Raw genomic sequence first — 15,724 nt, forward strand, 5'->3', positions numbered from 1 at the left:
TAATCTTTTGAAAGAACAATTCTCATTTTGCTTCTTAAACATGGTGTTTTCAGAATTAGAAGTTGAAAATTGCCGTTTTTAGGCAGACAACTCCCTTGATATTAATACTGTTTTTTAGCGTCAAATGAATGGGTTATTCTGTCTGTAGGTTTTGAATTCGACTAAGCACCTTCAAATATTCTTGATAGACGAAACTTGAAGATAATTTACAATATAGGAATCGTCCTAACTTTACTAATTTATTTACCTATAATTTTGGTAATCATTGAATCTTCCATTAGCTAATCAGCAGCGTCATCTTCAAAATAGCTGGCAAATATTTGATCAGAATTTTTGAAGAAGCAAATCTCATTCTTAATTAAAATAAGCCATTGAATCTTTCAAGTTTAAGTGTTGAGTCAATGTCTTTGAGAAACCAATTTTCTCATCGATCTCTCTAGAAATATATCCAAGGACAGAGAATCTCTCTCATTAGATAATTTAATTCGACGATTGAAATTAAGCATTAATTGAGGTAAAGTGGCCATTATGAGAATTCTTTCTGGTGGTTATTTCGTCGTTGCTTTAACCTCAATAGAAATGGATTCTTTTTTCATTTATTTAATGCATTAAATATTAACGGGAAAACTGATTAGATAGGTGGTATTAGCCTATTTCAGAAAACCTGTGCATAATTAAGGTTATCTTCATTTATTGTAAATCTAAACAGAAAGGATAGAGAAAATTGAATAAAATAAAACTATTTTGTATTCCATATGCAGGAGGATCTGCAGTAGTCTATTCAAAGTGGAAAAAGCTACTTAATTCTTTAATTGAGCTAAAGGAAGTTGAATTGCCTGGGAGAGGTTATAGAATAGAAGAATCTCTTTTAGATAATATGAATGAGATGGTTGAGAATATTTTCAGGGAAATTAAGGATGAAATTAAACCACCTTATGTTTTATTTGGCCATAGTATGGGTGCTCTTATTGCGTATGAACTTTTTAAAAAAATAAAGAAGGAAGGATATCCAGCTCCTGTTCATATGTTTATTTCAGGTAAAAAAGGTCCCCAGGTCGAACTTGAAAATTCAAAATGTTACAACTTGCCTGAACATGAATTTATAGAACACATTTTAAAATACAATGTGGCAAATGAAGAAATATTCAGAAATAGAGAATTAGCCTCCTTGTTTATTCCTATTTTAAAAGCAGATTTTAAAATTGTAGAAACGTATAAATTTAACAATACGGATTATCAACTAACATGCGATATTTCAGTATTTGGAGGATCTGAGGATAGTACAGTTGAATGGGAGGATTTATTACGATGGCAAGAAATCACAAGAAATAAATGTAGTTTCTATCCATTCAAAGGTGGGCATTTTTTTATAAATGAACATAAAGAGGAAGTTGTTAATCAAATTAATAAGGTGGTTAAAAATATTTCAAAAAATATAGAACGATTTGGTATGAATGTATAAATAACTGGGTAAATCCCGAGTAGAGTTAGTATACACATATTGCCTCTCGTCATACAAATAAAAGGTTTGGTGTAAGATGATAGAAATATTCGCTGTTAACATCTTTAATACATTTAATTTTTCAACATATGAACAATTATTGAAAATCTTACCGTTAAAAAAGCGGAATAAGCTAAAAAAATTCAATATATTCGAAGATTCTATGAGAGGCCTTGTTGCGGGGATATTAATACGCAATATTATTAAACAAAAAAAAATCAGGAATAATAACCAATTTGAATTTACAACTAATACTTATGGAAAAACTTTTTTATCTGATGTACAAAATTTTAAATTTAATTTAAGCCATTCTGAAGATTGGGTCGTATGTGCAATCGATGGAAATCAAATTGGTATTGACGTTGAAATGGAAAAGTTAATTGATCCACAAATTGCACACCAATTCTTCACTAAAAAGGAATGCGATTACATTTTCTCATTAGTTGATTATCAAGTGCCAAGATTTTTTGAAATATGGACTTTAAAAGAAAGCTATATCAAAGCTGTAGGACTTGGTCTATCGCTACCTCTAAATTCTTTTTCGATTATCTTGGATACTAATGAGAATACCCATATGATTGAATCAGAATCTCATGACACGTCCTTTTACTTTAAAACTAATTGATAGATCCCCGCTATAAGTTAGCAGTTTGTGCACGGCATGATAATTTTCCTACTGATATAAAACACATTAATTTAAAGGATTTGGTGAAGGAGGCTATAAATGTTGATAGCTCACTTATTGTTGAATAAATCAGTGGTATTACACATAATCACAAAAAGCAATCGTTATTCTTTATAGAATACTGAATATATATAATGATAGAACACAATTATATCAAGGTTTTATAAAATTTAAAAATGCCTTTGAATAATAAACCAAAAGTTCTTTCCAAAATTCTGACCAATGAAAAAACGTACATAATTTCAATTACGAGTACCTTGAAGATTTTAGAGACATTCATAAAAATTGCTTGATAGATGTCTCTAAAACTCTTTGAAACAAAGTACTCTACTTGTCTTTTCTATCGCTCCATCAATCAACTCACCCAGACTGAATAACAAGCCCAATCATCTTCCTCAACAACCTCAATGTCACATCCGTAAATTTCTCCACGCTATCCGCCGCAACGGATTGCGGTCCATAAATCATTCGGAATAACTGCAGCTGCTCCTCTGTAGGCATATCTGTATTCAAGAATAAATGCATGACATGAATACCCTTCTTCTCTGCTTCCATCACCGCTTCCGCTGTATCGACAATGCCGTTTTGAGCATAACCAAAGGCAGAGGGTTCCCCGTCTGAAAATACAAGTAAAAAACGATGCTTTTCATCGCGTGCTGCTAGACGTTTTATCAGCCAGCGAATCGCAAAGCCATCGCGATTATCTTCATGCGCTTCTAACGCCATGATAGCAGATCCACTATCCTTTGCCCCGTCTTCTAATTTATGCACCCATTCAAATGTGTTGGGTTGTTTTTCTTCTGACGCTTCGTAAGCATCTTCATAAAACGAAACGATTTCATGTGTGATGCCCATTTTGCGTAACACATCATGAAAAAGTAAAACAGCTTGCTTTGTTTCGTCCATTTTATCAATCATCGAGGCAGAGCCATCTACTAATAAACCAAACACGGCATCTAAAGGTTTTGCGGGCGCATTTTTCTTATAAAAAGGCTTCGGTCTTTCATCGATTAAAAAGGTCGTTAGCTTGGAGGAAAGTCGACCTTTTGTTAAATGGTCTCGTCTTGCAATTTCTTTTTGAGCCATACGTTTTCTGAATTCAGCCATTAATGCCTTCACATAGGGCTCTTGGGCAGTCCGCCAAAAGACTAATTCATCCATTGATTCCCGTTCTCGAACCGTTTCAATGCGCCTCTCTTCATAGACGACATTGCGATGTTCTTCACCAAAGTATTTCCCTGCTCGCTTTTTCTCAGGCGGCAATTTTTTTACTTCGTCAGAATCATCTTGTTGTACAGAATCCTTTTGATCTTGTGCGCCGCCAATACCAACTTCGGAAATTTCGGCACCTTCGCGTCCTTCTTCTGCTTCAGTTGACATTGCTTTGCCTTCGTTACCATGCTCTAATTCATAGCGCATATGGACGCCCTCATCAGACTGCGATTCCCTATGCCATGTACGGAACAGCTCTTCAATCGTTTCTTTTGCCTCGTCTTTGTCACCTTGTTCTTGCTCCGTAACACCTTTATGTTCATTAAACTTCGCTGCTTCTACCAAAGAATCCATGACAGCGTAGTAAGTATGCATTAAATCCTTATCTAAATGCTCCACAATCATAGTCATCATACGGTAAACTAACGTAATACTATCTTCAGTAGAACGGACATCATAAAGCGACTGCCAAGGATATAGTAATTGATCAAAAAAGGCTGGCATACTTGATGTATCTAATTGCATAGAGCCTTCATGTGCCATGACAAATAAATAATTTAAAGTAGCATCTGCTAAAAAGCCCTTCTGTAAATTCACTTGAAGTTGTTGCTTATGATAATCCACATATACTTGACGTCTTATTTGAAACGCCTCAGCCGTACCTGGACGCCCCTTCTCAACTGCATCCATTAATCGGAACTCCTCCGCCATCAACACAAGTTGCTCAAACAAATGTGCATAAGCCTCCCCTTGCAATTCCTCAAGTAATTCTAAAAATGGCTGCACTGAAAAATAACGCCAAAATCCTGCCGCTAGTAAATAAATATCTGAAAGCCGACCAGCATGCATAATCTCTTTTTCACGATGTCGCCAGAAGACGCTCATAGATAGTGCCTGCTCCTTGGGTCGTAATTCCAACACTTGTCTTTCTGTTAAAGATAAATAGGGGGCATGAGATAATGCTCGCGTTAATTGCTCATAATGAAGCATTTGACGTGCATTAATCTGTTCATTATTAAATTGAATAAAGCGATTCATTTGTGACATGCAATCAACCTCACTTCACCCACGTTTTAGCTAACTCCATTACAAGCTCACGTTCACCAACATCGTCTAACTTTTCCGCAATAGCATAGCGAATCGCACGAATTGGTTCAATATATTGTGCAAGTTCAGTCGCATCTAATAAACTTCGAATCGAAGCAGCTTCTTCACTGAGCAAACCATGCTGCACTTGTAATTTTAAATCTTCTGCTAAGTTATACATTAATTCCTTTAAGGCATGTGGTGCATCTGGGAAAGCCTGCTCCCATAAACCCCGTAGCTGTTCTCCGGCTAGATAAGGAATACTATACGAAATAAATCGGTTTTTCAACGCCTCATTCATGGGTGCTGTACCAATATAGCCTTCATTAATTGCAGATAGGACATTAAAATGCGGATGCGCTTGAATGACTTCTCCTGTAAAAGGATTTGTTAACATACGTCGATAGTCCAGCACACTATGTAAAATCGGCAATGTCTCTGCTTTTGCCATATTAATCTCATCAATATATAGTAAGTGTCCCTCTTTCATCGCCTTCACAACTGGACCTTCCACAAACTCAATGACCGTTTCACCGTCTTTTTGTACAATTGTCTTAAAGCCAAGTAAACTCTCTGCATCTAGATCAACCGAGCAATTGATACTGTGCATCGGTTGTCGGAAATAAGCAGACACCGATTCCGCAAGTTTTGTTTTCCCAGAACCCGCTGGCCCCTTCAATAGCACAGGTTTTTGCAAAGAAATGCTTAGTAACACATCTTCCCAAAGCGTTGGATCGGGCGAAATATAACCACCCTTCCCTACTAGTAAAGAATCTTCCTCGCTATATATTCGAGCAAATCGCTCAACTTTTAACTTTTCAATAAATGTATGCATGAAATAATCTCCCTTGTTGAACTTACATATTATAAAAAAACGGCTTTCGCTTTATTGAGCGGAAGCCGTTTACTTTTTGAAGCTACTTATTCGAAGTATTCTTTGTAAAAGCCACCAATATGACCTGAATTATCGATTACAAAAATGAATTCTTCCGTTTCATTTTTCACTTCATATTCTTTCCCAACTGTTAGCACATTTGATACAAGATATTTTTTTGCATCTGTTTGTTTACAAGTAACTGTTTTAATTGTTGGTGCGTCTTTCCATTTTAAATGTAACATATAAAAACAACCTCTCTTATAAGAAAATTCTTGATGAAAACGTAAATAGATTACATTCTCCTATTTTAAACGATTTTCAATGGATTGTGCGAGAAAAGAGCATAATTTTTTATGAAAATTAGTTCGAATAACTGATTTGGAGCGATTTTCAATGGATTTATGGTATGCTGATGCTATAAATAATTGGTTTTTTAACACTTGGAGGTGCCCACATGTCCTTTGGTAGCTTACCAGGGTGGTTTTTCGTCATCGTATTTGCCTTCTTTATTATTTTCTTTATCTATTCGGAATGGACTACAAGAAAATAATAACAGGAGCCATATGAAAACAATTTCCATATGGCTTTTTTCTTATTGAGCCGATTTTGATCTTTTTATATAGACTATCGAGCTTTATAAAATAACAACGAAATCACACAATACTGCTGTAACAGTTGAAAATCCTTAAACAATAAAAAAGAAGCGAGTTAGCCTAATTTAATAAGGCAACATAAAATAACTTCGAATAGGGTATGTATATAATCGAAGGTGTTTTTGCATGGGTATATTCATCAGTAATAAGTGGGTAGTCGTAAAGGAAAAATTAGCTGGGGAACTAACAACGAAGGAAATTATGCAGAAGTACGGTTTCCTGTTTCTTCGTAACCTTTAAAAACACACCTAATTTTTCCATGTTTTCAAATATAAAAGGTGTTGAGTTAATTTTGACAGAATCTTAGTCTACTTCATCAAAATCATACTTTTCGCTTAATTTATTAAGCTCATCATCAAAACTTGTAGAAGCAATTGCGTTTTCTGCATATGCTATTTCAAATATTAAGTGAAACATAAGTGTAAAAATACTCTTTTTTATTGTATGACAACTCCCCCTGTTTTTCGGTATACATCCATATACTTAACAGTAAATTAATAATATGTAAATCACTTTGCGTTATCTTATATCAATTCAATGATTTTATTATTAATCACTTTATAAGGAGAGAAATAAATACATGAGCCGAAACATAAAAATTGCGATTAGTTTTGGAATAGCGTTTGTATTAGGACTGCCGTTTAAATGGATTTTTTATAAGTCAGAGGTTGCGGGTATTAACATTTTTAAAATTTTTGATTATGGTATTAGTAACTTATTCTTTGCCTTTTCAACATTAGCAGTAAACACTCTTATTATATTTGGAATTATAAGATTAATCGAGAAAGTATGGAATTCAATTTCTGTTAAACCAAATTAATCATTAATATAAAACCGCTGTAAGCTGCTCTGCTTATCTGGGCTACCCCCAATTTAATAAGACAACATAGAACACCTTCGAATAGGGTATTTAAATAATCGAGGGTGTTTTTGCATGGGTAAAATACGATATTCATCAGAAGTGAAGTGGGCAGTCGTAAAGGAAAAATTAGCTGGGAAACTAACAACAAAGGAAATTATGCAGAAGTATGGTATTAAAAATAATTCACAAGTTGAGTCTTGGATGCATTGGTATAGGAACAATGAAATCTCAAGGTGGTCCAGAAATTATTCCCGCAAACATTCTCTACGTAACACCCGAACAATTCGTCGCCAAGTAGCCTAACATAGGTGTTTTATGTGTGTCTCAAATAGCTAGATCAGTTCGAGAACTCGCTTCTTTTGAAGGACTTACGCTTCAGAAATTGTATTTGACATAACAATTGAAATAAGCGTATTAATAATGATTAATGATGCAATAGAATTAATTGTAACAACCATGGTATTTCCTCCTGTTTCACTCTAATTGTTTAAAATCTATTTTCTCAAAATTAGGGTTTATAAACATATATGTCTTTCCTATTACGATGAAAATCTATCATTTTATCAAAAGTACATCTAAATTATTTTATTAAAATAATTTTCTAACTTGAATGACTTATATTATTTTCCGGGAAATATGTATTGAATTTCCTAAATATTTCAGTCGTTTTGATACTTAAAACTAGTTTAATATGCTGAGGAAATTCTATTTTTAATTAGATTCTTTTAAGCGTCGCCTTCTTTGCAGTTCTGTTCGAGGTATATCGTGTAACTGTTTAGAAGGAGAAATTATATACAAAAAATAGGCTACAATGTTTTTTATTATAAGCGAAGTGCAACTTGATAGCTTTTTTAGTGCAACTCAGCAGTTCTTAAGCGTTTCTCAACTATTGCTTGGGCCTTACTCAGTAACAACATCCTATTTTCCACACTGTACGTCTATCATATTCTGTTTTCTACTTGAATACATATACGTGCAAAATAAGACTGGTACATTTAGATTTGTTTAATCCAGCGAAAAAGGATACAATCCCAAAGCGTGCTTTATATATGTCGGTGATTACTCAGTGGACACGTCGAAAAGACTCCCTACACGGACTTCATGCCCAGTTACTGTTCCATTTTCGTAATATGGAAAATTATATGCAATTAATAGTTGATAATAATTCTCGTTGTAACTATAATAATTACAGGTAGGTTAATATAACTAGATAAATATATTCACTGAACCTAAATTACAATATGAATGGAGATGTTATTGGGTATGAAAAAAGTCATTTTAGCTGGTGCATTAGGAATCGTAGCACTCGCAGGAACAAACTTATCAGGATTAGAAGCAACAACAGCTAGTGCGGCTATACAAGAGTTGAATACAACAGTTGAAGGAAAAGTAGGTGAAGTAAATACAGCTTACTTTGTTGTTGAAAGTAAACAATTAAAAGAAAATGTAACAGTATATACTGACTTTCAATCTAATGTAAAAGTAGGAGAGTATGTAATAATAAATAGTAAAGGCCCATTGTTTCAAAATGCATTCACTACGAGTGTAACAGCTGATTCTGTCGAACATCTTGAGTTAGCACCTGGAAACTATAAAGACTTTGTAGTCGGTCATGTAAGTAAGTTATATCCTGCAGATGCAGATTTTGATGATCCAGCTGTAAAAGTTGATTATCCAACAGTTGATGGTAATGTAAATAGTGTTATTGTAACCTTGAGTGAAGGACAAAGTTTTAAAATCAATGATCTAGTAAAAGTAGAAAGAGGGTTCTGGACTAAATCCATTCCAGCTCAAGCTACTGATGGAATTGAGAAAGTAAAATCTCATATTGATAGCGCTAAAACTTCAGACAATAATGACCAATGGATTTGGTCTTAATTTAGAAATATCTTTTGTTTAAAATATAAAACAATCTCATTTTTAATAAAAAACACCAACCCGAAAAACCTTTGTAGCAAAAAATCTACAAAGGTTTTTCGTATTTAGACACATAACAAAACATAGGAAAAGCGGAACATGCAAACATATTAACAGATTGGTGTAATATAGATTTGCATTGCATTTCTCTTCTTTATACATGATTTTTTCTGAAAAAATTATCGTTAAAGCTGCTATTACAATTGGTGGAGAAGAGCTCTAAACACTTTCGATTAGGTGTAACTTTTGATTATAAACATCCTTATTTAGCTGCAAGTGGAAAGAAGCCAGTTTGATCATTTTTTGCGTGTCTTGTTCAACTCAAGAACCCGTTTAATAAATGCTTTTTTATTTTTTTTGAATAAGACCAAATCCAATCCCTGTAGAGTCAACTAAGTAAGCGAGAAAAAATTCATCAAACTCCATCTTGTCTCTAACCACCTTAGCACCATTGTCTGTTACTTTGGAAATAGCATCATTTATGGAATCAACCTCTATTTGAATTCGTGTTCCATGAGGATAATCATTAGGTCCTTTACTTATCCCACCGTTGATTGCAGTCTGCTCGTTCTCAGTACCTTTATCAATAGAAACAGCCCAATAATCCCATTGCGGTACTGATATCTTCCATCCAAAAACATTGGAATAAAATTCTGCTGCTTTCTCTGGTTCCTGACTGTTTAATTGCCAAATCCATCAAATCCAACAACTTTCCCCACTTTTAATCCCCTCTTTCACAAAGTCTAAAATGATTCACTTATATAATTCTCTATTTTCCAGTAAAACAACTCTTATTCACCCCCCCCTGTACCCTGCACCCTTCAACAAGAAAAGAAAAACCCTGTATTTTCATACAGGATTTTGATCAAACTTTTATATCGATTTCGTCAAGTTAGTTAGGCGCCTTTATACTATAGATGCTAACATGAAATTTTCTTGTATTTTAAAGTCTGCCATCTTCACAACAGTATTGTGCTGAACACAAAATCCATTATTACTTCGCTAAATTCGCTAATCAATTAACCACTCTAGTGTCCACAGAAATGGTTTCAAATTTGACAGGAATCGTTTTTGTTTCTATCGTTACTGGTTTTTTGGAATCAGTAATGTCAGAAATTTTAGCATATAGACGAGTTCCAAATTCTGTGCTGAACTGACCTATGCCTGTAGCTCTAATTCCAAATCGATCGTTGCCCACTGCGTTATCTCTGATTACCTGTTCAAATCCCTGATTATCAGAGGCAAAGATCAGCGCCGAATATAAAAGTCGAGGGGACATCGGTTGATTATTAAAATAACTAGTGGTATCCCCAAATAAATCTGCATTAATTTTGTTTTTACCAGAAACAGTTATTTTTTCGAATTTATATTCTACCTTATATTTTTTCCCAGCCGGAACAGGAACTTCTTGTGAAGGAATAGTGAACTTTCTCGTTTGTGATTTCTCTATGGTGTTTGAAGTGGACATATTATAATCAACACTAAAACTATGTGAAGCTGTAAGCATCATGACCGACAGACTTGCATTATAATTATACCCAAACGTCCAACCCGTTGTATTAGTTGTACTGGTCATTTCTTTAAACTCGTGCTCGTACCCGCTGGTAGGTAAAGTTACATCATGTCCTAAAGTATTTTCTAAAATATTTTCTCCCACCGTTAAAAGTTGAGAATTTTCAATCACAGAACTTTCTATATTGCTTCCATTTAATACAGCATCCTTTATAGTATGATACCTATATTCTGTGCCTGGAAGCGCAGCACTGATTGACATCTTTTTAACTCTTTCATCAAGATCCTGATATACACTATTCTTACTTTGTTCAGTAGCTTTAGCGTTGACAGGTACAGCCCCAAAAATCAATCCCATACTCATGGTTGATACTAACAATAAAGACGATAATTTTTTCATAGAGTATCCCCTCACTTCTAATTTATTTTACTTCAATCACAATTGAAGTATGTTAACACTAGTGTCGTATGAATAAATACAGAAATTTCAGTTTATTCATACAATTTAAAGCCCAAAAAAGTAAACACGCAACATAGGTGATTAATCTGTTTGGTTTTTATTTACAATTTAAAAGTACCATAATTTGTTTGTTAAGGTACCGCTTTTCCCTTGCTTTTTCGAAGCCGATTGTAGGCTGGTTTCCATAAAGAAGCCCATAAATATCGGCTAATTTGCAGGATTTTTCGTTTACTCTTGGTTTCTATTTGCACTAAAACTTTCAAGCAAAATACAATGAGGACAATGAACATTTGATTATTAATCGCATTCTCACTTTGACCGTAGAACTTTTTAATGTTGAGATGTTGCTTGATCTATTTGAAAAACAACTCAAAAGCCCAATGATTTGTACATTTCTGAAATTCATCGGATGCTAAATCAAACCGATATATGATTAAGTGGAGTTCATTGCCTTTTGAATCGACGGCTCTTAGTAAACGAAAAATTCTGCACGATTTTGCGTGGTACCGATTAACACCATTTGATCCGATAAAATCGAGAAATCGAATGGGATTTTGAAGCTTACCATTAGCAACCAATCATCCAATCAATTAATGATTTTATTAAGTTCATAAAAACACCCCCCTTTTATAGTGGAATTTACTAGTATAATAGAATTATATACATATAAAATATAATTTAAGTTGAAATAAGCGTATAAGATTAAACTTCATTAAAGGTGGTTATTATTATTGAATCATTAGATTACGGAAAAACATTTAAGATGATTAGGTTATCAAAAACCTATCATCAGTCCAAAGTTTCTGTAGGGGTCCTACACCAAACCAGTTATTCGAAATTTGAATTAGGTAAGATTGAGATTACAACTAAAAAATTTGTTGAATTATTGCATAATATTGAAATGAGTTTCGAGGAATTTGAATTTATACATCATTCTTATGACTTTTCCTTACGTGATGATATCATCTATAAATTTAGTAATCTAAAATTTATAGATGAAACCCTATTACTTGAAATCATTTCGACATCTGAAACTTACTTAGAAAAAAAAGAAGATTGTTACATTAGAGATATTCTAAACTCTTCGAAGGGATTGTATGTGCTAAAAAAAGAGAAGGATTTTAAAAAGGCTAGTTTTTATGCAGAACGAGTATGGAAAAGGCTCCAACAATCGGATACATGGTATTTGTCAGATATACGTTTGGTTAATAGTATTCTCTTCTTATTTCCTATAGACACTGCAATATTTATTGCTCAATTTGCAATAAATCAGTTAGACAAATATAAAAAATACGATAATTATAAAAAGCTAATACTCCCTTTTAAATATAACCTTGTACATCTATTGTTAAAGGAAACTTATTTAGAAGAAGCGTACAAATTAAATGAAGAATTAATCGAAGATTTTAAGGAACAAAAAACCTATGTGCAAATCGCTTTATGCTATTTAAGAAAAGGATTAATTCAAGATAAATTAGCAATTCAGAATAAAGAAAACTATATAGAAATTGCTGAAAGTATTGCTATACTTTTCGATGATAGAAACTTGCGGGAACAACTAAAAAATGAAAAACTATATTTAAAAGAGTTAATGAAGCTATAGAAGCAAAAATCCAACTCTTTTATTCGTAATTTCCAATTTACTCTAAATACCCTGTTTAATACTACCGATATATTACATATAATTTCTATTTTAACCGGTTAGTTGAATAGCCCACGAGCAGGATTTGATTTTTATTATTCCATACATTTTTTGAAAATCCTCTTTATGGAAAATAAAAGCGGGACTAAAAAAATCTTTAGTTCCGCTTTTACTTTAGTCACTATAATGTTGCACATTTAATCAACTTTGTTGGTATAGCTAAGTTTTCACTTTAACTCTTTACTTTGAATAAAATGTTTTAAGATATTTCTTTCTCGAAACTATTATACATTTACTTCGAAATCGACAATTACTTGTATGAAAGCTGCACCGTATTTCTCTAATTTATTCGCTCCTACACCGTTCACATCTAAAAATTCATCTGCCGTTTTCGGACGTTTTGCACACATATCTTGCAACGATTTATCCGAGAAAATAACAAATGGAGGTACATTCGCTTCATCTGCCAATTGTTTTCTGATTTTACGTAGTTCTTCAAATAATGGATCGGTTTCAGCAATTTGTCGTGTGACAATAACACCTTTTCTTTGCACTTTAACTTTACCAAGTAAAACGTCTTTTCCTTTTTCAGAAACAAAAATCGTTGGCATATTGCCTTGTTTCACTGACAATAAATCTTCCGCAATCATAAACTCGATGAAATTGGATACTTCTTTGACGGTCATATTTTTCATAATGCCATACGTGGAAAGCCTGTTCAAACCAAAGCTGATGACTTTTTGATTTTGGGATCCGATTAACACTTGAGCTGTCATTGTTTTACCGAATTTTTGCCCCATGCGGATGACACAGCTTAGTACTTTTTGAACATCCTCCGTCACATCGAAAATTTCTCGATCGTCTTTGCAGTTTGCACATTCCCCACATACTTCTGCATCTTCTTCACCAAAGTATTTGACGATATACTGTTGTAAACAATGCTCTGTATGGCAATAGTCGGCCATCCCTTGTAATTTAGCGAGTTCACCTGGAATCCGTTCGCGGTCCTGCGCCTGGTCGATTAAAAAACGCTGTGTTTGCACGTCTTGTGAGGCATAAAGAACGACACACTCACTCGGCAACCCGTCACGCCCAGCTCTCCCTGCTTCCTGATAATAACTCTCCATATTCTTAGGTAGTTGGTAATGGATTACATATCTTACGTTACTTTTATCTATACCCATTCCGAATGCATTTGTTGCGACCATTACTTCTGCCTCGTCTTTTAGAAAGCGCGTCTGCTCCTGCTGACGGAACGCTTCTGGTAAACCGGCATGGTATTTAGCAACGGTAATTCCTGCTTTCATTAAAACATCATACACATGATCAACAGCTTTTCTTGTTGCAGCGTAAATGATCCCGACTTCCTTGACATTTTTCTTCACAAAATCTTTAACATAACGGTCCTTGTCTTGTCCTAGTACAACTGAAAAAGATAAATTATTACGGGCAAAACCTGTAATAACCGTGTTAGCATCTGGAATTTGAAGAATACGGCAAATATCTTCCCTTACTTCAGGAGTCGCAGTCGCTGTCAGCGCTAGCACAACCGGCTTCTCTTCAAAAATAGACATCAATCGATTAATAGCACGGTAACTTGGGCGGAAATCATGACCCCATTGCGAAATACAATGCGCTTCATCGACAGCGATTAGTGGCACTTGTAATGTTTGTAATTCCGCTAAAAATTGAGGTGATTCCAGACGCTCTGGTGCAATATATAATAGCTGATATCGTCCCTCTTGTAAGTTCTCCATCGTTTCGCGTAACTCACTTGCGGACAATGTACTATTAATAAACGCCGCTGAAATACCTGCTTCAAGTAGCGTGTCTACTTGATCTTGCATAAGTGAAATAAGAGGCGAAATGACAATTGTCGTTCCTTCTAATAGTAGGGCTGGAATTTGATAACAAATCGACTTCCCTCCACCTGTCGGCATTACACAAAGGCTCGATTTCCTCTCTAAAACGTTCGAAACAATTTGACCTTGCCCAACGCGAAATTCATCATAACCAAAATACTTTTCTAGCAAATGCTGTGCTTCTTCGAACATTCACATACCCCTTTCAATACGTATATAAGTTCTTCTATTGTACCATTTATTAAATTGAAAGGCTTTTAGTTGTCCCTAGCGAGAGAAAAGAGAATAATAGCTTATTAATTTTACAGATAAATGATATAATGCATGAAAAAAGATATATCCACTTCAATATAAAGGAGTTTTGTTTCTATGAAAAAATACTTATTGGCTTTTATTAGTTTTATTTTACTTTTTAGTTTAATACCGTCCCTAACAAAAACAGCAACCGCAGTTACTATAGACAAAAATAAAACTTGTACGGTTGTGACAAAGAAAACAAAATACTTCGTAAACGTTCCTGTCACGACTTTATGGACATCCCCAAATCAAGTACGTTCTATAGACAAGCTCATTTATGAGAAAAATCCGGATGTCAGCTTATGGAATCGCAGTTTAACGGTTAGCCAAAAGCTTGATACATTGGGTCGTATTGATACACAAGCTCTTTATGGTCAAGAAGTAAAAGTAATAAAAAGACAGAAAAAATGGCTGAAAATTGCTGTAATGGATCAATATTCTCCTAAAAGTAAACAAGGGTATATCGGTTGGGTCCCTGCTTCACATATTATTGCAACGAAAAAGAATGCATCCAAATGCACTATTGTGATCGTAAAAGAAAAAGTGGCCAATCTTTATGCCTCAACAAAAAGCAAGAAAAAATCTATGCAAATTAGCTTCAATACAATTCTACCTGTCATAGGAGAAACAAATAAGTGGTATGTAGTTCAAACACCAGCAGGTACGAAACGTTATATCAAAAAAGCAACCGTACATAAATATCGTAATTATGCTAGCATACCAAAACCAACTGCTAAGGATCTCATCACGACTGGTAAAGAATTTCTCGGTCTTCCTTACTTATGGGGTGGCATTTCAGCATATGGGTTCGATTGCTCTGGATTTGTATACAGTATTTATAAACAGCACGGTATTTTAATTCCTCGTGATTCAACTGTACAAGCAGTAAATGGTAAGCAAATACCTTTAAAGAAAATAAGACCGGGTGATTTATTATTTTTCGCCAATAACAATGGCAAAGGGAAAATCCATCATGTTGCAATGTATATTGGAGACGGGAAAATAATCCACTCACCTAACTATAATCGGAGTTTAGAAATTCGATCATTACTAACACAACCTTATCAACAAGAACTAGTGTCAGCACGCCGATATTTAAAATAAAGTCTTTCTCTTCCTGTTATACTGGAATAGTGAAAAACGCACTATTTAGGAGAG

The 15,724-nt window shown here is 34.2% G+C and carries 13 protein-coding genes and 1 pseudogene; 7 read left to right on the forward strand and 7 right to left on the reverse strand.

Annotation, left to right across the window (positions count from 1 at the left end; genetic code table 11):
• The first annotated feature begins 724 nt into the window (after positions 1-724).
• Both JFL43_RS03585 and JFL43_RS03590 read left to right on the forward strand, forming a co-directional pair.
• Positions 725-1,462 (forward strand): thioesterase II family protein, encoded by a 738-nt coding sequence (locus JFL43_RS03585; RefSeq protein ID WP_200747956.1) that lies wholly within the window; start codon positions 725-727, stop codon positions 1,460-1,462.
• Positions 1,463-1,538: 76 nt separating this feature from the next.
• Entirely contained in the window at positions 1,539-2,126 is a 588-nt protein-coding gene (locus JFL43_RS03590) for a 4'-phosphopantetheinyl transferase family protein (RefSeq protein WP_200747957.1), read from the forward strand.
• Between the two features lie 420 nt (positions 2,127-2,546).
• Here JFL43_RS03590 and JFL43_RS03595 read toward each other — a convergent pair whose 3' ends face one another.
• From JFL43_RS03595 to JFL43_RS03605, 3 genes are all read right to left on the reverse strand, one after another.
• A complete protein-coding gene (locus JFL43_RS03595; protein WP_200747958.1) occupies positions 2,547-4,445 on the reverse strand; it encodes a vWA domain-containing protein in 1,899 nt (632 codons plus the stop codon).
• A gap of 10 nt (positions 4,446-4,455) precedes the next feature.
• Positions 4,456-5,319 (reverse strand): AAA family ATPase, encoded by an 864-nt coding sequence (locus tag JFL43_RS03600; protein WP_200747959.1) that lies wholly within the window; start codon positions 5,317-5,319, stop codon positions 4,456-4,458.
• Between the two features lie 86 nt (positions 5,320-5,405).
• Positions 5,406-5,603: a DUF6501 family protein gene (locus tag JFL43_RS03605; protein WP_100797522.1), complete on the reverse strand. Its 198-nt coding sequence runs from the start codon at positions 5,601-5,603 to the stop codon at positions 5,406-5,408.
• Positions 5,604-6,594: 991 nt separating this feature from the next.
• Between JFL43_RS03605 and JFL43_RS03610 the strand changes: the two genes are divergently transcribed.
• The 3 genes from JFL43_RS03610 (at position 6,595) to JFL43_RS03620 (ending at position 8,754) form a co-directional block, all read left to right on the forward strand.
• Positions 6,595-6,834: a hypothetical protein gene (locus JFL43_RS03610; protein ID WP_200747960.1), complete on the forward strand. Its 240-nt coding sequence runs from the start codon at positions 6,595-6,597 to the stop codon at positions 6,832-6,834.
• 114 nt (positions 6,835-6,948) lie between these two features.
• A complete protein-coding gene (locus JFL43_RS03615; protein WP_200747961.1) occupies positions 6,949-7,179 on the forward strand; it encodes a helix-turn-helix domain-containing protein in 231 nt (76 codons plus the stop codon).
• Between the two features lie 960 nt (positions 7,180-8,139).
• A complete protein-coding gene (locus JFL43_RS03620) occupies positions 8,140-8,754 on the forward strand; it encodes a hypothetical protein (RefSeq protein WP_234447572.1) in 615 nt (204 codons plus the stop codon).
• A 387-nt stretch (positions 8,755-9,141) separates the two neighbouring features.
• On the opposite strand, the gene JFL43_RS03625 is transcribed toward JFL43_RS03620, so the two are convergent.
• The 3 genes and pseudogenes from JFL43_RS03625 to JFL43_RS23375 all read right to left on the reverse strand — a co-directional run.
• Entirely contained in the window at positions 9,142-9,486 is a 345-nt protein-coding gene (locus JFL43_RS03625; protein WP_200748000.1) for a VOC family protein, read from the reverse strand.
• Positions 9,487-9,808: 322 nt separating this feature from the next.
• Entirely contained in the window at positions 9,809-10,705 is an 897-nt protein-coding gene (locus JFL43_RS03630; protein ID WP_200747963.1) for an ETX/MTX2 family pore-forming toxin, read from the reverse strand.
• 191 nt (positions 10,706-10,896) lie between these two features.
• Positions 10,897-11,145: pseudogene (locus tag JFL43_RS23375) on the reverse strand (IS4 family transposase); the annotation flags it as partial.
• Between the two features lie 383 nt (positions 11,146-11,528).
• Between JFL43_RS23375 and JFL43_RS03635 the strand changes: the two are divergent.
• Entirely contained in the window at positions 11,529-12,368 is an 840-nt protein-coding gene (locus tag JFL43_RS03635) for an Rgg family transcriptional regulator (RefSeq protein WP_200747964.1), read from the forward strand.
• Positions 12,369-12,691: 323 nt separating this feature from the next.
• Here JFL43_RS03635 and recQ read toward each other — a convergent pair whose 3' ends face one another.
• The gene (recQ, locus tag JFL43_RS03640; protein ID WP_200747965.1) at positions 12,692-14,461 is read right to left on the reverse strand and encodes a DNA helicase RecQ; all 1,770 of its coding nucleotides are present in this window, start codon (positions 14,459-14,461) and stop codon (positions 12,692-12,694) included.
• 177 nt (positions 14,462-14,638) lie between these two features.
• On the opposite strand from recQ, the gene JFL43_RS03645 reads away from it, so the two are divergent.
• Entirely contained in the window at positions 14,639-15,670 is a 1,032-nt protein-coding gene (locus tag JFL43_RS03645) for a C40 family peptidase (protein ID WP_200747966.1), read from the forward strand.
• Positions 15,671-15,724: the final 54 nt, after the last annotated feature.

The sequence above is a fragment of the Viridibacillus soli genome (assembly GCF_016612995.1).
Taxonomy (GTDB): Bacteria; Bacillota; Bacilli; order Bacillales_A; family Planococcaceae; genus Viridibacillus; species Viridibacillus soli.

What these genes read in the sequence shown, in the direction of transcription:
- JFL43_RS03595 (WP_200747958.1), bottom strand. Translation starts at nt 4,445, where the DNA reads ATGTCACAAATGAATCGCTTTATTCAATTTAATAATGAACAGATTAAT.
- recQ (WP_200747965.1), bottom strand. Translation starts at nt 14,461, where the DNA reads ATGTTCGAAGAAGCACAGCATTTGCTAGAAAAGTATTTTGGTTATGAT.
- JFL43_RS03590 (WP_200747957.1), top strand. Translation starts at nt 1,539, where the DNA reads ATGATAGAAATATTCGCTGTTAACATCTTTAATACATTTAATTTTTCA.
- JFL43_RS03615 (WP_200747961.1), top strand. Translation starts at nt 6,949, where the DNA reads ATGGGTAAAATACGATATTCATCAGAAGTGAAGTGGGCAGTCGTAAAG.
- JFL43_RS03635 (WP_200747964.1), top strand. Translation starts at nt 11,529, where the DNA reads ATGATTAGGTTATCAAAAACCTATCATCAGTCCAAAGTTTCTGTAGGG.
- JFL43_RS03600 (WP_200747959.1), bottom strand. Translation starts at nt 5,319, where the DNA reads ATGCATACATTTATTGAAAAGTTAAAAGTTGAGCGATTTGCTCGAATA.
- JFL43_RS03620 (WP_234447572.1), top strand. Translation starts at nt 8,140, where the DNA reads ATGAAAAAAGTCATTTTAGCTGGTGCATTAGGAATCGTAGCACTCGCA.
- JFL43_RS03610 (WP_200747960.1), top strand. Translation starts at nt 6,595, where the DNA reads ATGAGCCGAAACATAAAAATTGCGATTAGTTTTGGAATAGCGTTTGTA.
- JFL43_RS03630 (WP_200747963.1), bottom strand. Translation starts at nt 10,705, where the DNA reads ATGAAAAAATTATCGTCTTTATTGTTAGTATCAACCATGAGTATGGGA.
- JFL43_RS03605 (WP_100797522.1), bottom strand. Translation starts at nt 5,603, where the DNA reads ATGTTACATTTAAAATGGAAAGACGCACCAACAATTAAAACAGTTACT.
- JFL43_RS03645 (WP_200747966.1), top strand. Translation starts at nt 14,639, where the DNA reads ATGAAAAAATACTTATTGGCTTTTATTAGTTTTATTTTACTTTTTAGT.